Origin of the sequence: Mesorhizobium koreense, assembly GCF_031656215.1 — a bacterium.
GTDB lineage: Bacteria > Pseudomonadota > Alphaproteobacteria > Rhizobiales > Rhizobiaceae > Mesorhizobium_L > Mesorhizobium_L koreense.
Genome location: NZ_CP134228.1, coordinates 3086856 through 3109210, shown reverse-complemented (window position 1 = coordinate 3109210; position 22355 = coordinate 3086856). Strand labels below are relative to the sequence as shown.

Here is a 22355-nt window from a genome sequence, read left to right as displayed (position 1 = left end):
GATGTTCGAACGCCTGGCCCCCGAACAGTATGACAGCATTCCCGGCGTGCCGGAGCCGTCGGAGAATTCCCGGCTTGTCGGCCATCTGGAGGAAGCGGGGCTTCTGGCGGGTGCCTATCGCGCCGGCCGGCTCCATCATGCGATCCTTTTGACGGGCCCGCTCGGCATCGGGAAAGCGACGCTCTCGTTCCGGCTTGCCTATCACTTGCTGAAATATCCGAACTCGTCGGAAGCGCCTGAAACGCTCGAAGACGCCGATATTTCCTCGCCGCTTTTCCGGCAGATCGCCAGCGGCTCGCACCCGTCGATCCTGCATCTCACGCGGCCTTTCGACGACAAACGTAAGGTTTTCAGGACCATGGTCACGGTTGAGGAGATTCGACGCGTGAACCGCTTCCTCTCCATGACCTCGCATGACGGAGGCTACCGCATCGTCATCGTCGATTCGGCGGACGACATGAATACAAGCGCCGCCAACGCGCTTTTGAAGAGCCTGGAAGAGCCGCCGGCACGGACGATCTTTCTCCTGATTTCGCATTCGCCCGGCCGGCTTTTGCCAACCATCCGTTCGCGCTGCCAGGCGGTGCGGTTGAGGCCGCTCGATGGGCAATCGTTGCGCAGGGTGCTTCAGACGCTCGAAACCGATTTGCCGGCCGACCCGGCGGCACTCGACGCTCTAGCCATCCGCGCGGAAGGCAGCGCCCGTACGGCGATCCTGCTCACGCAGTTCGGCGGACTGGAGATCGGCGGTACGCTCGACCGGGTGCTCGCGTCCAACCGCTTCGATCTCGTGGAGGCGAACCGGCTGGCGGAAGCCGTGAGTGGTCGCGACCAGACGATCCAGTTCGGTATCTTCAACCGCATGGCGCTCGACGCCGTGGCCGAAGCGGCCGGCAGCGCCGCCGAGGCGGGGGAGATCGAGCGGGCAGGGCGACTTTCCGACCTGTGGAGCGAAGCAAACCAGCGGATCAATGAGACCGGTATCTACAATCTCGACCGCAAGCAGCATGCGGCCGGCTTGCTCGGTCGAATGCACGAACTCATGCGTGGCTGACACGCCAAGCGGGATTGGCAATCGCCTTCCCGATGCGTTATCTGACCGCCATTCTCTCTTTCCGGAACCGTTTCATGCCCGCCGAAAAATTCTACATCACCACGGCGATCTCCTATCCCAACGGCAGGCCGCATATCGGCCATGCCTACGAGTTGATCGCGACCGACGCACTGGCGCGCTTCCAGCGTCATGACGGCAAGGAGGTCTTCTTCCTTACCGGGACGGACGAGCATGGGATCAAGATGCTGCAGACCGCGCGCAAGGAAGGCATCACCGCTCGCGAGCTCGCCGATCGCAATTCCGAACTCTTCCGGCAAATGGCCACGCTGCTCAACGCGTCGAATGACGACTTCATTCGAACGACCGAGAAAAGGCACTATGAATCCTCGCAGGCCATCTGGAAGGCGATGGCCGCGAATGGCGACATCTACAAGGGTGGCTATGCCGGCTGGTACTCCGTCCGCGACGAGGCCTATTACGGCGAAGAGGAAACGGAGTTGCGCGAAGACGGCGTGCGCTACGGGCCGCAGGGCACGCCAGTCGAATGGGTCGAGGAGGAAAGTCATTTCTTCCGGCTTTCCGCCTATCAGGACAGGTTGCTCGACCTTTACGAGCGCGAGCCCGGCTTCATCGGCCCAACAGAGCGCCGCAACGAGGTGATGAGCTTCGTCCGCTCGGGACTGAAGGATCTCTCCATTTCGCGCACGACCTTCGATTGGGGCGTGCCGGTACCCGGTGACGAGAAGCACGTCATGTATGTGTGGATGGATGCACTCACGAATTACATTACAGCCGTTGGCTATCCTGATGAGAAATCACATAAATGGCGATTCTGGCCGGCGGATGCGCATATCATCGGCAAAGACATCGTGCGGTTCCATTCCGTCTACTGGCCGGCCTTTCTGATGTCGGCCGGGATCGAATTGCCGAAACGGGTCTTCGGCCACGGCTTCCTGTTCAATCGCGGGGAGAAGATGTCGAAGTCGGTCGGCAACGTGGTCGACCCGTTCGCGCTGGTCGAGCACTATGGGCTCGATCAGGTGCGCTATTTCCTGCTGCGCGAAGTGCCGTTCGGGCAGGATGGCAGCTATAGCCACGAGGCGATCGTAAACCGCACCAACGCCGACCTTGCCAACGATCTCGGCAATCTGGCGCAGCGGTCTCTCTCGATGATCGCCAAGAACTGTAGCGGCAAGGTGCCGGAAAGGGGCGAACTGACGGAGGCGGATCGGGCCATCCTGGAGATGGCGGATGCCGCGCTCGACACGGCGCGCAAGGCGATGGCCGAACAGGCGATCCATATGGCGCTTGGCGCGATCTTCGGTGTCGTTTCCGAAGCCAACCGCTATTTCGCCGGGCAGGAGCCTTGGGCGCTGCGTAAAGCCGATCCGGCACGCATGCAGACCGTGCTCTACACGACCGCGGAGACGATCCGGCGGGTGGCGATCCTCTGCCAGCCTTTCATGCCAGGCTCGGCGGCGAAACTGCTCGACCTGCTATCGGTTGCGCCTGACCAGCGGCAATTCGTCGATCTCAATGAGGATGGAGCGCTTATACCGGGAACAGCCTTGCCGGCACCGCAAGGCGTCTTCCCTCGCTACGTCGAGACCGAGCCGGCATGACGATGCTCGTAGACAGTCATTGCCATCTCGATTTCCCGGATTTCGCCGAGGAGCGCGATGCCGTCGTCGAACGGGCCGCAGCGGCCGGGATCTGGATGATGGTAACGATCTCGACTCGCGTGAAGCGCTTCGAGAGCGTTCTTTCGGTGGCGGCGGCATACGAGAATGTCTTCTGTTCGGTCGGCACGCATCCGCATAATGCGGGTGAAGAGACGGACGTGACGACCGACGAACTGATCCGGCTTTCGACGCATCCCAAGGTCGTGGCGGTCGGTGAAGCCGGGCTGGACTATTTCTATGACCGCTCGCCGCGTGACGTGCAGGCAGTGGTGTTCCGCCGTCACATCGCGGCGGCGCGTGAGACCGGCTTGCCGCTGGTGATCCATTCACGTGATGCTGATGCCGACATGGAAGCGATCTTGCGCGACGAAAGAGGGAAGGGGGCTTTCCCTTTCATTCTACACTGTTTTTCGTCAGGGCAAGCATTGGCGAGGGTAGGTGTCGAACTCGGCGGTTATGTTTCCTTTTCCGGCATTCTGACCTTCAAGAAATCGGAGGAGCTTCGGGAAATCGCCAAATCGATCCCGCATGACCGGCTGCTTGTGGAAACCGACGCGCCCTATCTTGCGCCGGTGCCGTTTCGCGGAAAGCGCAACGAGCCGGCCTATGTCGCCCACACGGCAGCGGTGCTGGCGGAAACGATCGATATGAGCGCCGAGGATGTAGCGGCGCTGACGACCACGAATTTCTTCCGCTGCTTTGCCAAGGTGCCGCCCGCCCCGGCCGGGGCCGCTTGAACGTGGCCGATAGGCTTCGCCTGACCATTCTAGGCTGCGGTTCGTCGCCGGGTACGCCGCGTATCACCGGCGACTGGGGCAATTGCGACCCGGCAAACCAGAAGAACCGCCGGCGACGTGCCGCGGCGATGGTCGAGCGCATCTCCGAAACCGGCACCACGACGGTTGTCATCGATACCGGACCCGATTTTCGGGAGCAGATGATCGATGCCGGGGTGAAGCACATCGACGCAGTGCTCTACACGCACCCGCACGCTGACCATATCCATGGGATCGATGATCTTCGCGGCTTCGTTCTGGCGCAGCGCCGGCTGATGGACGTGTATGCCGATCGCCCGACGCTGGATAGGCTCAAGGCGGCCTTCGGCTACTGCTTCGAGACGCCTCCCGGCAGTTCCTACCCGCCGATTCTCAGAGCCCGGACGATCGCGCACGATGAAGATGTGGTCATAGAAGGAGAGGGGGGTCCCCTCACCTTCGAGCCGCTGCCACAGATCCATGGCGACATCATCTCGCTCGGATTCCGTATCGGCGACCTGGCCTACTGCCCCGACGTAAGCGATTTCCCCGCCGAAACCTTGCCGGCGCTCGAAGGGCTCGACGTGCTGGTGCTCGACGCCTTGCAGTACAAGCCTCATCCGAGCCATCTTTCTCTTGCGGAAGCGCTGGAGTGGATTGAGCGCCTGCGGCCACGGCGGGCTGTTCTTACTCACATGCACATCCCGCTGGACTATGAGACGGTATGTGCGGAGACGCCGGATGATGTCGATCCGGCGTTCGATGGGATGCAGATAGAATTGCATTATAATTCAATTAGCTGATTGGCGGTATTCATCTATGTCTGGAAGCATCGAACGCGTTAGCCAGGCCGCACTGGACGCAGGATTGGAAATCGAGATTCGCCGGATGGGCGAATCGACACGCACCGCGCAGGATGCGGCTAACCAGTGCGGCTGCGCGGTTGGCCAGATCGTCAAGTCGCTGGTCTTCGAAGGCGAAGACACGGGCCGATTGGTGCTCTTCCTCGTTTCAGGCGATCGACAACTCGATCTGGCGAAGGCCGCAGGTTTGACCGGCGAAAAGCTGAAGCGTGCCGATCCACGCCGTATCCGCGAGGAGACCGGGTTCGCTATCGGCGGCGTTTCGCCCATCGGCCACAAGGTCATCATAAGAGCCTATGCCGACCGAACGCTTCTTGATCATGACGTGATATGGGCTGCGGCCGGAGCACACGACGCCGTGTTCTCGTCGGAGCCGAGCGCATTGATCGCTGCAGCAGAAGCAACGGTACAGGACATCACGGCGTGATTTACTACGGTGGACACGGCGGATCGTTGATTTGAACCTTCGGGCCCTCAATCCGGATCGATACCGGCGCATGCCGTGGAAGAACGGCCGCGGTGAAACCGTTGAGATTGCAATATTTCCTCCAGACGCCGATCTCGAAACTTTCGAATGGCGGATCAGCTCGGCGTCAGTCGCTTCGGATGGCCCGTTCTCGAGCTTTTCCGGCATCGACCGGACGCTTTGTGTCCTGTCCGGAAAAGGGATTTTGCTGAGCGTCGGCACCGGCGAGCCGCAGGCTATCGGCCCGGACACCGCGCCGTTTTCCTTTCCGGCCGATATTGCGGCCGTAGCACGGTTGATCGACGGGCCGATCATCGATCTCAATGTCATGACGCGCCGCGCGGTTTGGCGCCACACAGTTTGCCGGCGGAAGTTGCTACCGGGTGATGTCTTGAATCTTGAAGCCGCGCAGACAATCGTCTTCTGCCAAAGCGGCGCTATGACGGTGAAGGGTGGAACTGGATTACTGCTCGCGCCGCCAGGTGCGACGCTCATCATCGAAGGTGATGTCGACCCGCACGAATTTCAGGCGACCGAACCGACGATTGCTTTCGTCATTAAGCTTGAGCAGAAAAACGGATGAGCCTGTGCGGGAGGCGCACCAACACAGTCGGCAGCTAGTTCCATAATCTATCTTATGCGACTTATGGGTTGAGCCAACCCCGCCTGCTTGTGGAGAAGCATTGACGTCCTCGCGTCGGTTGTGGGCTTGCTATCGCGGTGCGGATAAGATCGAGACATGCAAGCCTCGAAAGACATCTCCCGCCTGATCGAGATCATGGCGGCGCTCAGGACGCCCGGCACCGGCTGTCCTTGGGATCTTGAGCAGGATTTCACCTCGATCGCGCCGTATACGCTTGAGGAAGCGTACGAGGTCGCCGACGCGATCGAGCGACATAACATGGACGATCTGCGCGACGAACTCGGCGATTTGTTGCTGCAGGTCGTCTTTCACGCGCGCATGGCCGAGGAGCTTGGAAATTTCGCTTTCGGCGATGTCGTCGAGGCAATCACGAAAAAGATGATCCGCCGCCACCCGCACGTCTTCGGGCCTGATGCTGTGCGCGGTGCCAAGCTCGCCAAGGGCATGTGGGACAGGATCAAGGCCGAGGAAAAGGCGGAGCGGCGCCAGGCACGCATCATGCGCGGTCTCGAACCCGAGGACCACGGCAAGGGCTTCCTGGATGGCATCCCGCCGGCCCTGCCCGCACTGGTGCGTGCACTGAAACTGCAGCAGAAGGCAGCCCAGGTCGAATTCGACTGGAAGGAAGCAGAACCGATTCTCCAAAAGATCGACGAGGAGTTAGGTGAACTGCGTGAGGCCGTCCAGAACGGCGACAGCAATGCCATAACGGACGAATTCGGCGACGTCCTGTTCGCGCTTGTCAACTACGGGCGGCACCTCGGCATCGATCCCGAAGCGGCGCTCAGGCAAACCAATGAAAAATTCCGCAGCCGCTTCCACTCGGTCGAACGACGGCTGAGCGAGACCGGTAGCAGCCTCGATGCCGCGACGCTGGAAGAAATGGAAGCGCTGTGGCAGCAGGCAAAGAAGGTTAGATGAAGCCCACTACCCTTTGATTCGGTGGGCTAATCGTCCTTCAATCTCGCTCTTTGCGGAAGCAGTAGCCAGAATTTGCATGGATACGCTGCCGTCATCGTTATCGTGCCGTTTGAGAACGGTGCTTCTGCGATAGACGAGATCGGCAAGGCCAAGCATGTCGGGCGGCAGTACCACTTCGATGCGTTGCAATTCGCCGGCGATCCGTGTCTCGATATGATCGAGCAGGATAGGGACACCCTCGCCCGTGATGGCCGAGATCGCCAGCGGCGGAACATGGTTCATCCCGACAGAATCCTCCAAAAGCTCTCCGTCGTCGCCGTTCAGCCTGTCGATCTTGTTCCACACTTCTACGACATGCATCGGGTCGGTCGCATCGACGCCGAGGTCGGCAAGGATGCGTTCCACGTCAGCCGCCTGTGCGGCTGTATCCGGGTCCGAGATATCGCGCAGATGGAGCACCAGATCGGCCTCGACGACCTCTTCCAGCGTGGCTCGGAACGCGGCGACGAGATGGGTCGGCAAATCGGATATGAAACCGACCGTGTCGGAAAGGATCACGACCGTGCCATGGGGCAGCCGAAGGCGGCGAAGCGTCGGATCGAGTGTTGCGAAAAGCATATCCTCCGCTGTCACATCCGCTCCCGTCAGCCGGTTGAACAGCGTCGACTTGCCGGCATTCGTGTAGCCGACGATCGCGACGATCGGGTAAGGCACCTTCCGGCGCTTGGCGCGATGCAGTTCGCGTGTGCGGCGGACCGTTTCCAGCTCCTTTCTGAGCTTGACGATCTTCTCCTGCAAAATGCGACGGTCGGCCTCGATCTGCGTCTCGCCCGGCCCTCCAAGGAATCCTGCCCCACCGCGTTGCCGTTCGAGGTGGGTCCAGCTTCTGACCAGCCTTCCCTTCTGGTAATTGAGGTGCGCGAGTTCGACCTGAAGCGTCCCTTCCCGCGTGCGCGCCCTCTCCCCGAAAATTTCCAGGATGATGCCCGTTCGATCTACGACTTTGGTGTTCATCGCCTTTTCGAGGTTGCGCTGCTGTACCGGCGTCAGCGGATGGTCGACAATGGCGAGGTCCGCTTTCCGATCGGTGACAATGGCCGCCAGTTCTTCGATCTTGCCGGGCCCTATCAGGGTCGCAGGCCGGGCCGTCGCTACGTTCACTATTTCGTGATGAATCGGCTCGAGGCCGATCGCCCGGGCCAATCCGAGCGCTTCCTCCAGCCGTGCTGTCGGTGATCGAGCGGACGATTCGGCGTCCTCGCGCTGGCCGCGCGCCAGTACCGGCACCACGACGAGCGCCCTGCCCGTTCCGGAATGCCGTTGGATCGGAGCACGCGGATTTTCGCCGCGAAATCTATCTCCGTGTGCCGTGCTTTTGGGCAATCAGGATTCCCGAATGTTCTCCTCGCTGTCGAACATCTGGACCGGCTGGCTGGGCATGATCGTCGAGATGGCGTGCTTGTAGACAAGCTGGGAATGGCCATCACGCCGCAACAGTACACAGAAATTGTCGAACGACGTCACTACGCCCGTCAACTTCACGCCATTGATCAGGAATATCGTAAGCGGGATCTTGTTCTTTCTTACGGAGTTGAGGAAAAGGTCCTGCAGATTTTGGGTTCGTTCCGCCATTTTTGTTATCTTTCACGTGTCCCCGTTACCATACGCACTATAGCGCAAGATCAGCCGGGCGGAGTCAACCGCATGGCTCAAGGCTTTGCTGCCGGTTTAGACAAGCAAAACGAGTTTGTGCGCCGCACCGCAGCCTATGCGGTTATCAGGCCACGGTTTTTTCCGCAACGTCAAAAAACGCCTCACGTAACGTCAAGCAGACGGTCCCAGGATGGCCGTTTGCAACAGGTCTGCCGTCGATTTCGACGACCGGCATGACGAGCGAAGTCGCCGACGTGATGAAGGCTTCGCGTGCCGCTTTTGCCTCTTCCACGCTAAAGGGCCGTTCTTCCACGGTCAGGCCGAGTTTGCCGGCAACATCCATGACGGTCGCCCTGGTGACGCCCCGCAGGATGCCGAAATCCGCCGGCCGCGTCACGAGCCTGCCTTCCGGGGTCACGATCCATGCATTGGTCGAGCCGCCTTCCTTCACGGTGCCGTCGGGGTCGACGAACCATGCTTCCTGCGCGCCTTCTTCTTTGGCCTTCTGCTTGGCAAGCGCGTTGGGCAACAGGCCGACGGTCTTGATATCGACGCGCTCCCAGCGGCTCTCCGGAACGGTGATGATCTTGACGCCGTTCGCGGCACGCCTGGCGGCGGCGGCCGGATCGATGCACTTGGCCGTCACCACCATCGCCGGCTTGACCGAAGCAGGCGGGAAAACGTGGTCGCGAGGCGCCACGCCTCGGCTCACCTGCAGGTAGACCATGCCGTTCACGATGCCGTTGCGGCGGATCACCTCGCGCAACACGGTCTGTAGCGCGGAGCGGTGCATGGGCCACGCGATCCGCAGTTCGCGAAGCGAACGGTCCAGGCGATCGAGATGGCGCGTCATGTCGATGACGTAGCCGCGTGCCACCTCGCATACCTCGTAGACAGCGTCCGCGAACTGATAGCCGCGATCCTCTACATGCACCATGGCTCGGGCGTGCGGGACGTAGCGCCCGTTGACATAGGCAATGCGCGGCATGAAATCACCCTCAAGCGAATAGCACGATAGTGAGTAGCGAATGGCGAATAGGGGAACAAGCCGAAAACCGCCATTCGCAAACATCGTTTAATGGGCGGTCGCCTATTCGCTATTCGCCTTTCATACCCCCAGCGATTTGAGCTTCCGGTGCAAGGCCGAACGCTCCATGCCGATGAACTCCGCTGTTCGCGAGATATTACCGCCGAAGCGGTTGATCTGGGCGATCAGATATTCCTTCTCGAACATCTCGCGTGCCTCGCGCAGCGGCAGCGCCATGATGTGCTGGTCCGACTGGCTGGGGGCCCGGGGCATGACGTCGCCGATTTCCTGCGGCAAGAGGTCGGCCGTGATCGGCGCATCGGCATCGTCGCCACGCGCCAGGATCATCAGGCGCTCGATATTGTTGCGGAGCTGACGGACATTGCCGGGCCAATTGTGCGCCTGGATGACGGCAAGCGCGTCGTTGCCTATGCGGCGCGGCCTGATGCCGGCTTGGCCCGCGATCTGGCGCATAAAGAAGTCGACCAGGAAGGGGATGTCCTCGCGCCTTTCCGAAAGCGGCGGCACCATCACCGGGACCACGGCCAAGCGGTGATAAAGGTCCTCGCGGAATCGGCCCTCCGCGATCAGCCCCTCGAGGTTCTGCGCGGTAGAGGAGATGATGCGGACATCGACCTTGACCCGCTTCGTACCCCCTACCCGCTCGAATTGCTGATCGACGAGAACGCGCAGGATCTTGTTCTGGGTCTCGCGTGGCATGTCGGCGACCTCGTCGAGATAGAGGATGCCGCGATGGGCTTCCTCAAGCGCGCCGACCTTGCGCTCCGAACCGTTCGATTCGGTTCCGAATAGCTCGATTTCCATCCGTTCCGGCGTGATGGTCGCCGCGTTGAGCGATACGAACGGACCGCCCGCCCGCAAGGACTGGGCATGGATCGCGCGCGCCACCACCTCCTTGCCGGAGCCGGAAGGTCCGATGATCATTACGCGGCTGTTGGTCGGCGAGACGCGCTCGATTGTCTGACGGAGCTGGCCGATCGCCGTGGATGTACCGAGAAGCTCATGGGTGTCACCGCTGCGCTTCTTCAGATCGCTGACCTCGCGCCTTAGCTTGGATGTCTCCAGAGCGCGCTCGGCGATCAGGATCAGCCGGTCGGCCTTGAACGGCTTCTCGATGAAATCGTAGGCGCCGCGCCTTATCGCCGACACCGCGGTTTCGATGGTGCCATGGCCGGAGATCATCACTACCGGCAGATTGGGGTGAAGCGTCTTGATCTCGTCAAGCAGCGCCAACCCGTCGAGCCGCGATCCCTGCAGCCAGATGTCGAGAAAAACGAGACGCGGCACGCGGTCCGCGATCGCGGCCAGCGCGCTGTCGCTGTCGTGCGCGGTACGCGTCTCGTGTCCTTCGTCGCTCAGGATTCCGGCGACGAGTTCTCGGATGTCTTCCTCGTCGTCGACGATAAGAATATCAGATGCCATTTCCGATCTGTTCCGGTTCGTTGTGGGCCGCCCCGCCCTCTGTTTCTTCCGCCCTTTTCTCCATCGAAAGCGGCAGGACAAAGCGGATCATCGCTCCCCTGCCCCCATGGAATTCCGCTGGAGCATCATGCAGTTCCAGCCGCCCTCCATGGTCCTCGACGATCTTCTTCACGATGGCGAGCCCGAGCCCGGTGCCCTTCTCGCGCGTCGTCATGTATGGTTCCAGAAGGCGCTGCCGGTTCTCGCGCGGCAGGCCCTTGCCGTTATCGGTCACGCTGACCACGGCCATGCCGTCCCTGGCGCTGGCGACTATGCGGATGACCCCCGGCTCACCTCCCTCCCGCTCCACGGCCTCGATGCTCTCGGCGGCGTTCTTGATGACATTGCCGAATGCCTGCGCGAGAAGCCGGCTGTCGAAGGTACCCATCAGCTTCTCCGAGCCGAGGTCGCGTTCGAAGGCGATGTCGGGCCGGCTGACTTCGACAAGGAACGAGGCTTCGCGCAGCGGCTCCCTGAGATCGAGCATCTTCATGTCCGGTTTCGGCATGCGGGCGAAGGAGGAGAATTCATCCACCATGCGCCCGATGTCGCCGACCTGGCGAATGATGGTGTCGGTGCACTGGTCGAAGATTTCACGGTCCTCGGTGATCACCTTGCCGAAGCGCCGGCGGATGCGTTCGGCCGAAAGCTGGATTGGCGTGAGCGGGTTCTTTATCTCGTGGGCGATGCGCCGTGCGACATCGGCCCAGGCGCTCGTACGCTGGGCTGTGACCAGATCGGTAATATCGTCCACGGTGACGACATAGGACCAGTCGTCGGAAAAGGAAGCGGAACCCGCTTCGCGCTGCTCCGGCGTTACCTGAACGTTGAAGGTACGCTCGGCCCCAGCACGATAGAAGGTGACCTGCTCACGGTACACGGGTCTCCTCGACGACCGGGCGATCTGGAATACGCGCCCGACATCCGGGAGGACGGAGGACAGGTTCTTCCCGACCGACGCCTTGTCCGATATCGCCAGCATGGTCTCGGCGGAACGGTTGACTATGGTGATCACGCCTTGCGAATCCACCCCGATCACCCCGGCCGTGACGCCCTCCAGCACCGCTTCTGAGAAGCGCCGCCTTTCGTCGATCACGTCCTTGGCCGCAATGAGTTCGTTCCGGTGCGACTTCAACTGCGCGATCATCGTGTTGAACGTGTCGCCGAGGCTGGCCACATCGCCATCGGAAGCGCGGACTGGAACGGAAACGTCGAGATTGCCGGTCGATACCTCGTCGGCGGCGCCGATAAGCTGGCGGATCGGGCGTACAAGGCGATCGGCCACCGCGATGCCGGTCCAGATCGCCGCCAGCACGACAACCAGCGTCAGGCCGAGATAGAGCAGCGCGAATGCGATCTGCGTGACGCGCCTGTTGGCGCCGAGCGCCTGGTAGTCGGCGACATTGGCCTTCACGATCTGCCGCGCGCGGATAACCTGCGGGTCGACCAGCCGGATCGTATAGAGATAGACGTCCGGTATCTCCCTGAGCTTTACGATGGAGCCGACGATGTTGCGGATTCTCGGCTCGATCAGCACCGGCAGCCCATCGGCTGCCTGATGAACCGCCTGGATGGGCGGCTCCGGCATCGGGAAGTCGGATTTGGTTTCCGCCTCGATGACGAAGGAGCCGTCAGACTTGATTAGCGCCGCGTCGGCAAGCTGGCGCCCCGTTGCCTGCTGGCTCATCAGGTTGCGAAAGCCGTTCCGGTCGAGATCGTAGAGGGAACGCGCCTCGTCGAGCACGTAGGCCATGGAAAGCGTGGTGCCCTGCAGGTTCTGGGCATTCTCCCGCACATAAGCCTCGGCAATGGAAAGCGAAGAGTTGATGATGGTCTTCGTGCGGATCTCGAACCAGCGATCGAGGCCGACATTCAGGGTGATCGAAGCAACGATCGCGACGACCACGGCAGGGATGATCGCCACCAGCGAAAACAGCGAAACGATGCGCACATGCAGCCGCGCCGCCGCCTTGCCCCGGCGCCGGGCGGTGACGATGCGATGCGCTTCCCGTACGATGAGACCGGCAAGGACAAGGATGAAAACAGCGTTGACGCCGATCAGGGCAAGTGTCGTGTTTTCATCGGGAACGATAGGCGTGAGGCCCGTCAGGATTACAAACGAAGCCGCCGCCGTCAGCAGGGCACAGACAACCGCGATCACGCCGGGCAGGATGAGAACCCGGCGCCTCTCATGGCGCGACGCCTCGGAAATCAGATTGGAATCGCCGAAACCGGCCTGTGCTGCCATGTCCTGCTACGCTGTCTCGCCTGCGTGGCACTTATGCAACGCATTGTGGCGAGAATACAACAAAGCCAGCCCGGGCGTAACTAATCGCCTCTTGATCCACGATAAACGTTCACGCCGAGTTCGCGGATCTTCTTGCGCAGCGTATTACGGTTCACGCCAAGCAATTCCGCGGCCTTGATCTGGTTGCCCCGGGTCGCCGTCATGGAAGCAAGAACAAGCGGATATTCGACCTCCGCCAGGATTCGCTGATAGAGGCCGGGCGGCGGCATCTCACGCCCGAACGATGCGAAATAGCCTTGAAGATAGCGCTCCACCGCCTGACCGATGGTGATATCGTCGGCCGTCGCCCCTTCACTGGCGGCAATGGCGGCATCCTCGCCGGTCTTGAGTTCGGCCTCCATGATCTCGGTCGATATTTCGTCCTGCGGATAAAGCGCCGCCAGACGACGAATGAGGTTTTCCAGTTCGCGGACGTTGCCCGGCCATGGATAACGCTTCATGCGTTCAAGTGCGCCGGCGGCGATGCGCTTGGGGTGCAACCCTTCCCGTTCAGCCTGCTGGAAGAAATGGCGGACAAGGTCTGGAATATCTTCCGACCTCTCCCTGAGAGGCGGCAGCCGGAGCGGCACCACATTCAAGCGGTAGAAAAGGTCCTCGCGGAAGAGGCCCTGATTGATGAGCGTACGCAAATCCTTGTTGGTCGCCGCGACGATGCGCACATCCGTCCGGATCGGCGTGCGGCCTCCGACCGTCGTATATTCGCCCTGTTGCAGCACTCTCAGCAGTCGTGTTTGCGCCTCCATCGGCATATCGCCGATCTCATCGAGAAAGAGCGTTCCGCCCTCGGCCTGCTCGAAGCGGCCGATCGACCGCGCCTGCGCGCCGGTAAAGGCGCCCTTTTCATGACCGAAGAGCTCGGATTCGATGAGATCACGTGGAATGGCCGCCATGTTGATGGCGACGAACGGACCGCTGCGACGCCGGCCGTATTCGTGAAGCGCGCGCGCCACCAATTCCTTGCCGGTGCCCGATTCACCCGAGATCATCACGGTCAGGTCGGTCTGCATCAGCCGCGCCAGCACGCGGTAGATATCCTGCATCGCAGGCGAGCGGCCGACGAGCGGCATCGATTCCGGCTGCTCCTCGACTCGCAGGTCGCGGCCGCCGCTTCTTGGTTCCGATAGTGCCCGGCCGACGATATTGAGAAGTTCGTTCAGATCGAACGGCTTCGGCAGATATTCGTATGCGCCATGTTCGGAGGCTCGGATGGCCGTCATGAACGTGTTCTGCGCGCTCATGACGATGACTGGCAGTTCGGGCCGCATCTTCTTGATACGGGGCAACAGGTCGAACGCATTCCCGTCCGGCATGACGACGTCGGTGATGACAAGATCGCCCTCACCTGCCGCCACCCAGCGCCAGAGTGTCGTTGCATTGGAGGTGATCCGGACATCGTGTCCGACGCGTGAAAGCGCCTGGTTGAGCACGGTGCGGATGGCAGCATCATCGTCGGCGACGAGGATCTGTCCGTGCGCGCTCATTGCCCGATCTCCATGGTGCCTTCGGCATCCGCCGCGCCGGGGGCTCCCTTCCATGCTGGCATCAGGATGCGGAATGTCGTGCCGCGCGGCGACGATTCGCACTCGATAACGCCGCCATGCTCACCGACGATCTTCGCTACGAGCGCAAGGCCGAGACCCGAGCCGTTCGGCTTTGAAGTGATGAAGGGGTCGAAGAGGATAGGCAGCAGATCGTCCGGAACGCCGGAACCATTGTCATGCACACAGAATTCGAGCGGCAGCGACACGCGATCCTGGGTCCCCGGCACTGAAAGCCGGATCCCCGGCCGGAACGCGGTCGAAAGCGTGACCTCACCGCCCTCCTCGCGGCCGATCGCTTCCGCCGCGTTCTTGACCAGGTTGAGAAAGACCTGGATGAGTTGGTCGCGGTTGCCAAAGACTGGCGGCAGCGAAGGATCGTAATCTTCCACGATCCTGATATGGCGGGCAAAACCATTGCGGGCGATCGCCTTCACGCGGTCGAGCACGGAATGGATGTTGACTGCCGAGCGCTCGATCGGACGCTCGTCGGAGAATATCTCCATGCGGTCCACCAGCGATACGATCCGGTCGGTCTCGTCGGTGATCAGTCGTGTCAGCGCCCGGTCGTCGTCGGAAACGACGCTTTCAAGCAATTGGGCCGCGCCGCGGATGCCGGAGAGCGGATTCTTGATCTCATGCGCCAGCATGGACGCCAGACCGGTCACCGAGCGCGCGGCACCACGATGCGTCATCTGACGGTCGATCTTGTCGGCCATCGACCGCTCCTGCAGCATGACGACCACTGCACCGGCGAGTTCCGGCACCGGCGCAACATAAATATCGACGATCTTCTCCGGACCGAGGCGCGGCGAGGAAATATCGACGCGATACTCGTTGACCGGCGCGCGGCGTTCCCTGACCTGTTCGACGAGGGTCAGAAGCGGGCTTCCAAAGGGGACGAAACTCGCGAGTTTGTGTCGCCCCAGGAACACTGCGCTCGCCCGGAAGAAATCCTCCGCGTCGGCATTGGCGAAGATGATGAGATCATCCGGCCCGAGCATGATGACGGGATGGCGGATCGTGTCGAGCACGATCCTGGCGGGATCGACGGACGGCAATCTGCGCGCCGGGGCAATGCTCATGCCGCTATCTTTCCTGCATTCGGTCTTTCGTCGTCGAACGCCTCGCAGAGCAAGCGGGCGACCATGGACGGGTCGGTCGCCGTCAGGATCCGGCTGCGCAGTTCGATGGTGGCGCCCCGCGCATGACGGTCGAGATACCAGCCAAGATGTTTTCGCGCCTGGCGCAGCCCGCTCTCTAAACCGTAGAGCAGGAGCATCGCCTCATGGTGGCCGATGATATAATCGAGGAGCGCGGCTCGGCTGCGCGGCACGTCCCGCGCTTCCTCAGCACCGCAGGCCGCGCCAATCGCCGCCGCCGTCCAAGGCGCGCCACAATTCGCCCGACCCATCATCACCGCGTCGGCTCCGGAATATTCGAGCGCGCGCGCGGCATCCTCGACTGTCTGGATGTCGCCATTGGCGACGACAGGTATCCCCACGGCTTCCTTGACGTGGCGGATGGCGCGCCAATCCGCCCGGCCGGTATAGAACTGGCAGCGCGTACGTCCGTGGATGGTGATCATCGAGATACCGGCGGCCTCGGCGCGGCGCGCCAGTATCGGTGCGTTGAGCACCTGCTCGTCCCAGCCGAGGCGTGTCTTCAGCGTGACCGGAACCTCGACGGCTTTCACAACCGCGTCAATCAGGGAGAGGGCATGGTCGAGATCGCGCATTAGCGCCGAACCGGAATAACCGCCGGTTACCTTCCTTGCCGGGCAACCCATGTTGATATCGACGATATCGGCCCCCTCGCCCACCGCGATGCGCGCTCCCTCGGCCATCCAGCAGGCTTCACGGCCGGCAAGCTGGACGACATGCGGGAAGATACCGGAACGCCTGACACGCAGGGTCGATTTATCGCGGCCTTTGGCAAGCTCGCCGCTGGCGACCATTTCCGATACGACCATGCCGGCGCCGTGCGCAAAGGCACGCTCGCGAAATGGCGCATCGCTTATGCCGGAAAGCGGCGCCAGGAAGACACGATTGCGTAGCCTCACGTTGCCGACGAGAAGAGGCTCAGCCAGCTTGCTCCCTGCATTGCTTAAATTCGGCGCATTTTTCTCCATTGCCTATTTCTTAGACAAAATCAGAATTGCGAGCAACCGGCCTCCTATGCGACGTAACGGCAGGTCGGCACAACAAATTCGCTTTGCGCTGGTTTTTCCACGCTTTGACGGATAGTCCTCCCGTCATGGAACGAAGCGTAGCAAAACATCGGATCGCGGTAGTTCTCGTCGCAGCGGGTCGCGGCGAACGCGCCGGCTCGCATGAAGGGCCGAAGCAATACCGGCCGATCGGCGGTCGTGCAGTAATTGCGCGTACGCTCGACGCTTTTCTTGGCCATCCGGGAATCGCGGCCATCGCAATCGCGATCCATCCTGACGATACGGCGCTGTTTGCCGAGGCTGTCGGGCCGCTACCCAGGCATGTCATCACCGTGCCAGGCGGCGCGACAAGACAGGCCTCGACGCTCCTGGCACTGCGCGCGTTGAAGGCATTCGACCCCGAAACCGTGCTGATCCATGATGCGGTCAGGCCGTTCGCGGATTCGGGACTCATTGCTGGCGTGATCGAAAAGGCCAGGAGCGGCGTAGGCGCCCTCCCCGCTCTCGCTGTATCCGATACGTTGAAGCGCGGCGATACCGACGCGCGCGTTACCGGTACGGTGGATCGTACCGGCCTCTTTGCCGCGCAGACACCGCAAGGCTTTCCTTTCAGAGCCATTTTCGATGCGCACGAAAAGGCGGCGGCAAGCGGACGCGACGACTTCACCGACGATGCGGCAGTCGCCGAATGGGCCGGAATGCCGGTCGAGATCGTCGCAGGATCGTCCGATAATGTGAAATTGACCTGGGCAAGGGATATCGCCATGGCGGATGAAAGGCTTTCTCGCGCGGCGTACCCGGACGTTCGCACCGGCAATGGCTACGACGTCCATGCCTTTGGCCCTGGCGATCACGTGATGCTGTGCGGCATCGCCATTCCGCATGTGAAGGCCCTTTCCGGCCATTCGGATGCCGATGTCGGCCTGCACGCCCTGACCGACGCGCTGCTTGCGACCTGCGGCGCGGGCGACATCGGTACGCATTTCCCGCCTTCCGATCCGCAGTGGAAGGGCGCCGCCTCGCGGCTCTTTGTCGAGCACGCAGCCAAAATCGTTCGTGCCAAGGGCGGCCGGATTGCCAATGCCGACATTACGCTGATCTGCGAGGCGCCGAAAATCGGGCCGCATCGGGAGAAAATGGTCAAGGCGCTTACGGACATGCTCGGTATCGCGGCCGATCGAGTTTCGGTGAAAGCGACAACGAACGAGAAGCTCGGATTTGTCGGCCGCAGCGAGGGGATTGCCGCGATTGCTACTGTCAGCGTCCTCTATCCGGGAAGCGTCCCGGCATGAGTGAGGAACAGGAACTTGCACGGGAGGTGCTCGCAGCCTGCGAGGAACGCGGCATCATGTTGGCGACGGCGGAATCCTGCACGGGCGGCATGATTGCCGCCGCACTGACCGACATCGCCGGCTCATCGGCCGTCGTCGATCGAGGCTTCGTCACCTATTCGAACGAAGCGAAAATGGAAATGCTGGGCGTCCGGCAGGAGACGCTTGAAGCCCATGGTGCCGTGTCGCGAGAAACGGCGCTGGAGATGGCCGTCGGAGCGCTTGCGCATTCGCGAGCCGGCATCGCTGTTTCGGTCACCGGCATAGCCGGGCCCGGCGGCGGGTCGGCGGAAAAGCCGGTGGGGCTGGTGTGGTTCGGGCTCGCCGTCAAAGGCCGGCCGCCTGTAGCCGAGCAGCGTCTGTTCGAGGACAGGGGCCGGGCATTTATCCGCGAAGAGAGCGTGAAGACAGCGCTTTCCCTCGTGCTGGACGGGCTCAGGCGCTAGTAGCCTTGCCGCCTGCTCCGTAAACCTCGTCCGCGCGCTTCTCGAAGGCACCGGCGAACATACGGAAGGCGCGATCGAACATGGCGCCCATCATGGCGCCGAGCAGCCGGCTCTTGAATTCGTATTCGATGAAGAAATGGATGTCGCAGCCGCCCCGGCCGTCATCCTCGAAACGCCACAGATTTTGCAGGTAGCGGAACGGCCCGTCGAGATATTTGACCTCTATTGTGTTTTCGGCGCGTTTTAGCACGACCTGGCTGGTGAAAGTCTCGTGAATCGCCTTGTAGCCGACCGACATGTCGGCGACGAGAACGCCGATCCCGTCGCGTTCCTTGCGCGACCGAACCGTCAGTCCGGTGCACATCGGCAGGAATTCGGGATATCTCTCCACGTCCGCGACAAGATCGAACATCTTGTCCGGCGGGTGCGCGACATGACGGGTCGTTTCGAATTTCGGCATGAATGGGCGGCTCAGGCCGTCTTTTTCAGCGACTGCTCACGCGCTGCTCTCAGCCTGGCGAAATCTTCGCCCGCATGATGCGAGGAACGCGTGAGCGGGCTTGCCGAGACCAGCAGGAAACCCTTCGTGTAGGCGATCGTCTCGTAAGACTTGAATTCCTCCGGCGTGACGAATTTCTTCACCGGATGATGCTTCTTCGAGGGTTGCAGATATTGCCCGATCGTCAGGAAATCGACGTTCGCGGTCCTCAGATCGTCCATCAGTTGCAGCACCTCGTTCCGCTCCTCGCCGAGGCCGACCATGATGCCGGACTTGGTGAACATCGACGGGTCGAGTTCCTTCACACGCTGCAGGAGCCGGATCGAATGGAAATAGCGCGCGCCGGGGCGCACGGTCAGGTAGTTCGACGGAACCGTCTCCAGATTATGGTTGAAGACGTCCGGCCGCGCCTCGACCACGATCTCCAGCGCGCCGTCCTTGCGCAGGAAATCGGGCGTCAGCACCTCGATCGTCGTGCCGGGCGACCGTTCGCGGATGGCGTGGATCACCTCGGCGAAATGCCGCGCGCCGCCGTCCGGCAGATCGTCGCGATCGACCGAAGTGATGACGATATGATTGAGGCCCATCTGTCCGACCGCCTTGGCGACATTGGCGGGTTCCTCCGGATCGAGGGCTGTCGGCAGGCCAGTGGCGACGTTGCAGAAGGCACAGGCGCGCGTGCAGATTTCACCCATGATCATGAAGGTGGCGTGCTTCTTGTCCCAGCACTCGCCGATGTTCGGGCAGCCGGCTTCCTCGCAGACCGTCACCAATCTGTTCGACTTGACGATCTCGCGCGTCTCCAGATAGCCGCGCGAAGTCGGCGCCTTGACGCGGATCCAGTCCGGCTTGCGCAGCACTTCCTGATCCGGCCGATGCGCCTTTTCCGGGTGGCGCGGGCGCGGCGGGGCGGAAACCCTGTCCAGTACGGTTACCATCTACTCGAACCTGTCAATCTGGTTGCGGACGCCGGGAAGACTGTCACTTCCTCGGGTTCTCCTCCCGCATATAGTGACGCGCGGCGGTGGGTTCAGGCTGCCCGGTTGCCCGGGCAGCCCATGCTCGTTGCACCTAGCGCTTCAGCATCCTGCCAATGGCGATGAGGATACAAGCGCCGATGAAGCCGATGATGAGATAGGCGACCCAGCCCGTGAACCCAAGATTGAACGCCGCCAGTATCGCATTCAGGATCACCGCGCCGACGATGCCAAGAATGATGTTCATCAAGAGTCCCATACTGCTCTTCATGAATTGTTCCGCGCCCCAGCCGGCAATGCCGCCGATGATGATCGCGGTAATCCACCCTACGCCGTTTACGTCCATTTGCTCTCTCCTTCCTCGACAGTGATTCGAGCACAACGTTACAAGTATTCGCGGAACCGACCCCAGCGTCAAACGTGGATGACGCGACCGTATGCATCGAGCACGCTCTCATGCATCATTTCCGAAAGCGTCGGATGCGGGAAGACCGAGTGCATCAGTTCTTCCTCGGTCGTCTCGAGATTCATGGCGACGACGAAGCCCTGGATGAGTTCGGTAACCTCGGCACCCACCATATGCGCACCGAGAAGCTGACCGGTCTTCCTGTCGAAGATCGTCTTGACCATGCCCTGGTCCTCTCCCAACGCGATGGCCTTGCCGTTGCCGACAAAGGGGAAATGCCCCACGCGGATGTCGTAGCCCTTTTCCTTGGCTTTCGCTTCGGTAAGCCCGACGGAGGCGACCTGTGGGTTGCAGTAGGTGCAGCCGGGAATCATGTTCTTGTCCATGGGATGGACGCCCGGGACGCCGGCGATCTTCTCGACGCAGATCACGCCCTCGTGCTCCGCCTTGTGCGCCAGCATCGGCGGACCGGCCACGTCGCCGATTGCATAGATACCAGGTACGTTGGTGCGGCCGTAGCCGTCTATGACGATGCAGCCGCGCTCGGTCTTCACGCCAAGTTCTTCAAGTCCGAGATTCTCGATATTGCCCTGCACGCCGACAGCGGAGATCAAGCGGTCGGCTGTGATCTTCTCGACCTTGCCACCCTTCTGCTCGACATGGGCCGTGACTGAATTTCCGCTCTTCTCGACCTTGGTTACCTTGGCGTCGAGCAGGATCTTCAGGCCCTGTTTTTCGAATTGCTTCTTGGCGAATGCAGCGATCTCGGCATCTTCGACCGGCATGACCTGCGGCAGCAATTCGACCACCGTCACGTCGGCACCCATGCTGCGGTAGAAGGAAGCGAACTCGATGCCGATGGCGCCCGAGCCCATGACGATCAGCGATTTCGGCATCTCGGGCGGCACCATCGCCTCGAAATACGTCCAGATCAGTTTGCCGTCCGGCTCTATCCCGGGAAGCACGCGCGGTCGCGCGCCAGTCGCGATAATGATGTTTTTCGCCGTGTAGGTGCCCTCGCCTTTCGTGCCCTTGGGTTGTGGCGGCTGCGGCTGCATCGGCTTCTTTTTGGTCGCGGACACGACGATTTCTCCGGGCTTGGTCAGCTTCGCCTCGCCCCAGATGACGTCGATCTTGTTCTTCTTCATCAGGAAGCCGACGCCATTGTTCAGCCGCTGCGAAACGGCGCGTGAGCGGTCGACGACAGCCTTCGTGTCGGGGGTGACCTTGCCGTCGAGCTTCAGTCCGTAATTGTTGAGATGGTCGGCGTAATGCATGATCTCGGCGGAGCGCAGCAGCGCCTTGGTCGGTATACAGCCCCAGTTGAGGCAGATGCCACCGAGATGCTCGCGTTCCACGATAGCGGTCTTCAGTCCAAGCTGTGCCGAACGGATCGCCGTGACATAGCCGCCCGGCCCCGAACCGATGATGATGACGTCGTAGCTTTCTGCCACTTTGATTTCTCCTTCGCTCAGAGGCCGAGCATCATGCGTGCGACAGGCTCGATACCGCGCCCGATGGAGCGCGTGTTTTCAGCGTCGAGATGGACGCCGTCGATCGGGCTCGCTTGCGCCACCGAACCGGCATCGAAAAAGCCGCAGCCGATCTCGTCGGCAAGGTCGGAATACAGCGTTGCCAACATCTTCGACTGCGCGATGCCGGGACCGAATCTGGCGGCAAAATCGGGATCGGCCGTTTCGCGGATTACGGGCGGAGAGACCATCAGGATCTCCGGTGGCTCCTCGTTCAGCGGATAGTCGAACCGGCGGATGATATCGACCAGCCGCTGCATGCCCTGTTTGGCCGCCTGTGCATGGCCCGCGATCCATGGCTTCATGTCATTCGAGCCCAGCATGACGACGATGAGGTCGACCGGAACATGGGTCATCAGGATCGTCGGCAGGATGCGGGCGCCATTGCGATCTGCGCCCGCGGCATAGTCGTCGAAAATCGTCGTGCGGCCGTTCAATCCTTCGGAAATGACAAGCGCGGAAGCGCCTAGCCCCGCCTGCAACACGCTCGGCCAGCGGTCCTCGAAGGCATGGCGACCAGAACCGTCGGGGCTAAAACCCCAAGTCAGTGAATCGCCGTAACAGAGGACGGTTTTCATCAATACCCCTCGCGGCCGCTTCGC

22 protein-coding genes are annotated in these 22355 nt (G+C 61.5%); 9 read left to right on the top strand and 13 right to left on the bottom strand.

Annotated features, from left to right (window positions below; genetic code table 11):
• Position 1 precedes the first annotated feature (1 nt).
• The 7 genes from RBH77_RS14785 (at position 2) to mazG (ending at position 6384) form a co-directional block, all read left to right on the top strand.
• Positions 2 to 1054 (top strand): DNA polymerase III subunit delta', encoded by a 1053-nt coding sequence (locus tag RBH77_RS14785; protein WP_311028357.1) that lies wholly within the window; start codon positions 2 to 4, stop codon positions 1052 to 1054.
• Positions 1055 to 1128: 74 nt separating this feature from the next.
• Entirely contained in the window at positions 1129 to 2676 is a 1548-nt protein-coding gene (gene metG, locus RBH77_RS14780) for a methionine--tRNA ligase (RefSeq protein WP_311028356.1), read from the top strand.
• A 2-nt stretch (positions 2677 to 2678) separates the two neighbouring features.
• Entirely contained in the window at positions 2679 to 3473 is a 795-nt protein-coding gene (locus RBH77_RS14775; protein WP_311032557.1) for a TatD family hydrolase, read from the top strand.
• 2 nt (positions 3474 to 3475) lie between these two features.
• Positions 3476 to 4294 carry an MBL fold metallo-hydrolase gene (locus tag RBH77_RS14770; RefSeq protein WP_311028355.1) on the top strand — a complete coding sequence of 273 codons (819 nt, stop codon included), beginning with the start codon at positions 3476 to 3478 and terminating at the stop codon, positions 4292 to 4294.
• 16 nt (positions 4295 to 4310) lie between these two features.
• Entirely contained in the window at positions 4311 to 4781 is a 471-nt protein-coding gene (locus RBH77_RS14765) for a YbaK/EbsC family protein (RefSeq protein ID WP_311028354.1), read from the top strand.
• Positions 4782 to 4851: 70 nt separating this feature from the next.
• Positions 4852 to 5403: a HutD/Ves family protein gene (locus tag RBH77_RS14760; protein ID WP_311028352.1), complete on the top strand. Its 552-nt coding sequence runs from the start codon at positions 4852 to 4854 to the stop codon at positions 5401 to 5403.
• Between the two features lie 156 nt (positions 5404 to 5559).
• Positions 5560 to 6384, top strand: a complete 825-nt coding sequence (gene mazG / locus RBH77_RS14755; protein WP_311028351.1) for a nucleoside triphosphate pyrophosphohydrolase — start codon at positions 5560 to 5562, stop codon at positions 6382 to 6384.
• 6 nt (positions 6385 to 6390) lie between these two features.
• On the opposite strand, the gene hflX is transcribed toward mazG, so the two are convergent.
• From hflX to dusB, 8 genes are all read right to left on the bottom strand, one after another.
• The gene (hflX, locus tag RBH77_RS14750; protein WP_311032556.1) at positions 6391 to 7710 is read right to left on the bottom strand and encodes a GTPase HflX; all 1320 of its coding nucleotides are present in this window, start codon (positions 7708 to 7710) and stop codon (positions 6391 to 6393) included.
• Positions 7711 to 7767: 57 nt separating this feature from the next.
• On the bottom strand, positions 7768 to 8016 hold the full coding sequence (gene hfq, locus RBH77_RS14745; RefSeq protein ID WP_311028350.1) for an RNA chaperone Hfq: 249 nt from the start codon (positions 8014 to 8016) through the stop codon (positions 7768 to 7770).
• A 145-nt stretch (positions 8017 to 8161) separates the two neighbouring features.
• Entirely contained in the window at positions 8162 to 9025 is an 864-nt protein-coding gene (locus tag RBH77_RS14740) for a D-amino-acid transaminase (protein WP_311028349.1), read from the bottom strand.
• A gap of 120 nt (positions 9026 to 9145) precedes the next feature.
• Positions 9146 to 10507, bottom strand: a complete 1362-nt coding sequence (ntrX, locus tag RBH77_RS14735) for a nitrogen assimilation response regulator NtrX (protein WP_311028348.1) — start codon at positions 10505 to 10507, stop codon at positions 9146 to 9148.
• Entirely contained in the window at positions 10497 to 12794 is a 2298-nt protein-coding gene (locus tag RBH77_RS14730; protein WP_311028347.1) for a sensor histidine kinase NtrY-like, read from the bottom strand. The genes ntrX and RBH77_RS14730 overlap by 11 nt, the downstream gene beginning before the upstream one ends.
• 80 nt (positions 12795 to 12874) lie before the next feature.
• Positions 12875 to 14335, bottom strand: a complete 1461-nt coding sequence (gene ntrC, locus RBH77_RS14725) for a nitrogen regulation protein NR(I) (protein ID WP_311028346.1) — start codon at positions 14333 to 14335, stop codon at positions 12875 to 12877.
• On the bottom strand, positions 14332 to 15477 hold the full coding sequence (locus tag RBH77_RS14720) for a two-component system sensor histidine kinase NtrB (protein ID WP_311028345.1): 1146 nt from the start codon (positions 15475 to 15477) through the stop codon (positions 14332 to 14334). The genes ntrC and RBH77_RS14720 overlap by 4 nt, the downstream gene beginning before the upstream one ends.
• Positions 15474 to 16523, bottom strand: coding sequence for a tRNA dihydrouridine synthase DusB (dusB, locus tag RBH77_RS14715; RefSeq protein ID WP_311028344.1), 1050 nt, complete (start codon positions 16521 to 16523; stop codon positions 15474 to 15476). The genes RBH77_RS14720 and dusB overlap by 4 nt, the downstream gene beginning before the upstream one ends.
• 125 nt (positions 16524 to 16648) lie before the next feature.
• Here dusB and RBH77_RS14710 point away from each other — a divergent pair, with 125 nt between their 5' ends.
• Both RBH77_RS14710 and RBH77_RS14705 read left to right on the top strand, forming a co-directional pair.
• Positions 16649 to 17854 carry a bifunctional 2-C-methyl-D-erythritol 4-phosphate cytidylyltransferase/2-C-methyl-D-erythritol 2,4-cyclodiphosphate synthase gene (locus RBH77_RS14710; RefSeq protein ID WP_311028343.1) on the top strand — a complete coding sequence of 402 codons (1206 nt, stop codon included), beginning with the start codon at positions 16649 to 16651 and terminating at the stop codon, positions 17852 to 17854.
• Entirely contained in the window at positions 17851 to 18339 is a 489-nt protein-coding gene (locus tag RBH77_RS14705) for a CinA family protein (RefSeq protein ID WP_311028342.1), read from the top strand. Before RBH77_RS14710 ends, RBH77_RS14705 begins: the two co-directional genes overlap by 4 nt.
• On the opposite strand, the gene RBH77_RS14700 is transcribed toward RBH77_RS14705, so the two are convergent.
• From RBH77_RS14700 to RBH77_RS14680, 5 genes are all read right to left on the bottom strand, one after another.
• On the bottom strand, positions 18329 to 18799 hold the full coding sequence (locus RBH77_RS14700) for a type II toxin-antitoxin system RatA family toxin (RefSeq protein ID WP_311028341.1): 471 nt from the start codon (positions 18797 to 18799) through the stop codon (positions 18329 to 18331). The two genes, RBH77_RS14705 and RBH77_RS14700, sit on opposite strands and share 11 nt — an antisense overlap.
• An 11-nt stretch (positions 18800 to 18810) precedes the next feature.
• Positions 18811 to 19776 (bottom strand): lipoyl synthase, encoded by a 966-nt coding sequence (gene lipA / locus RBH77_RS14695; RefSeq protein ID WP_311028340.1) that lies wholly within the window; start codon positions 19774 to 19776, stop codon positions 18811 to 18813.
• Positions 19777 to 19909: 133 nt separating this feature from the next.
• Positions 19910 to 20161 (bottom strand): GlsB/YeaQ/YmgE family stress response membrane protein, encoded by a 252-nt coding sequence (locus RBH77_RS14690; protein WP_311028339.1) that lies wholly within the window; start codon positions 20159 to 20161, stop codon positions 19910 to 19912.
• A gap of 68 nt (positions 20162 to 20229) precedes the next feature.
• Positions 20230 to 21675: a dihydrolipoyl dehydrogenase gene (gene lpdA, locus RBH77_RS14685; protein WP_311028338.1), complete on the bottom strand. Its 1446-nt coding sequence runs from the start codon at positions 21673 to 21675 to the stop codon at positions 20230 to 20232.
• Positions 21676 to 21692: 17 nt separating this feature from the next.
• Positions 21693 to 22331: an SGNH/GDSL hydrolase family protein gene (locus RBH77_RS14680; protein WP_311028337.1), complete on the bottom strand. Its 639-nt coding sequence runs from the start codon at positions 22329 to 22331 to the stop codon at positions 21693 to 21695.
• Between the last annotated feature and the right edge of the window lie 24 nt (positions 22332 to 22355).

Excerpts from the sequence above, each read along its gene's own strand:
- RBH77_RS14785 (WP_311028357.1), top strand. The coding sequence starts at position 2 with ATGTTCGAACGCCTGGCCCCCGAACAGTATGACAGCATTCCCGGCGTG.
- metG (WP_311028356.1), top strand. The coding sequence starts at position 1,129 with ATGCCCGCCGAAAAATTCTACATCACCACGGCGATCTCCTATCCCAAC.
- RBH77_RS14775 (WP_311032557.1), top strand. The coding sequence starts at position 2,679 with ATGCTCGTAGACAGTCATTGCCATCTCGATTTCCCGGATTTCGCCGAG.
- RBH77_RS14765 (WP_311028354.1), top strand. The coding sequence starts at position 4,311 with ATGTCTGGAAGCATCGAACGCGTTAGCCAGGCCGCACTGGACGCAGGA.
- RBH77_RS14760 (WP_311028352.1), top strand. The coding sequence starts at position 4,852 with ATGCCGTGGAAGAACGGCCGCGGTGAAACCGTTGAGATTGCAATATTT.
- mazG (WP_311028351.1), top strand. The coding sequence starts at position 5,560 with ATGCAAGCCTCGAAAGACATCTCCCGCCTGATCGAGATCATGGCGGCG.
- hfq (WP_311028350.1), bottom strand. The coding sequence starts at position 8,016 with ATGGCGGAACGAACCCAAAATCTGCAGGACCTTTTCCTCAACTCCGTA.
- RBH77_RS14740 (WP_311028349.1), bottom strand. The coding sequence starts at position 9,025 with ATGCCGCGCATTGCCTATGTCAACGGGCGCTACGTCCCGCACGCCCGA.
- ntrX (WP_311028348.1), bottom strand. The coding sequence starts at position 10,507 with ATGGCATCTGATATTCTTATCGTCGACGACGAGGAAGACATCCGAGAA.
- RBH77_RS14730 (WP_311028347.1), bottom strand. The coding sequence starts at position 12,794 with ATGGCAGCACAGGCCGGTTTCGGCGATTCCAATCTGATTTCCGAGGCG.
- ntrC (WP_311028346.1), bottom strand. The coding sequence starts at position 14,335 with ATGAGCGCGCACGGACAGATCCTCGTCGCCGACGATGATGCTGCCATC.
- RBH77_RS14720 (WP_311028345.1), bottom strand. The coding sequence starts at position 15,477 with ATGAGCATTGCCCCGGCGCGCAGATTGCCGTCCGTCGATCCCGCCAGG.
- dusB (WP_311028344.1), bottom strand. The coding sequence starts at position 16,523 with ATGGAGAAAAATGCGCCGAATTTAAGCAATGCAGGGAGCAAGCTGGCT.
- RBH77_RS14710 (WP_311028343.1), top strand. The coding sequence starts at position 16,649 with ATGGAACGAAGCGTAGCAAAACATCGGATCGCGGTAGTTCTCGTCGCA.
- RBH77_RS14705 (WP_311028342.1), top strand. The coding sequence starts at position 17,851 with ATGAGTGAGGAACAGGAACTTGCACGGGAGGTGCTCGCAGCCTGCGAG.
- RBH77_RS14700 (WP_311028341.1), bottom strand. The coding sequence starts at position 18,799 with ATGCCGAAATTCGAAACGACCCGTCATGTCGCGCACCCGCCGGACAAG.
- lipA (WP_311028340.1), bottom strand. The coding sequence starts at position 19,776 with ATGGTAACCGTACTGGACAGGGTTTCCGCCCCGCCGCGCCCGCGCCAC.
- RBH77_RS14690 (WP_311028339.1), bottom strand. The coding sequence starts at position 20,161 with ATGGACGTAAACGGCGTAGGGTGGATTACCGCGATCATCATCGGCGGC.
- RBH77_RS14680 (WP_311028337.1), bottom strand. The coding sequence starts at position 22,331 with ATGAAAACCGTCCTCTGTTACGGCGATTCACTGACTTGGGGTTTTAGC.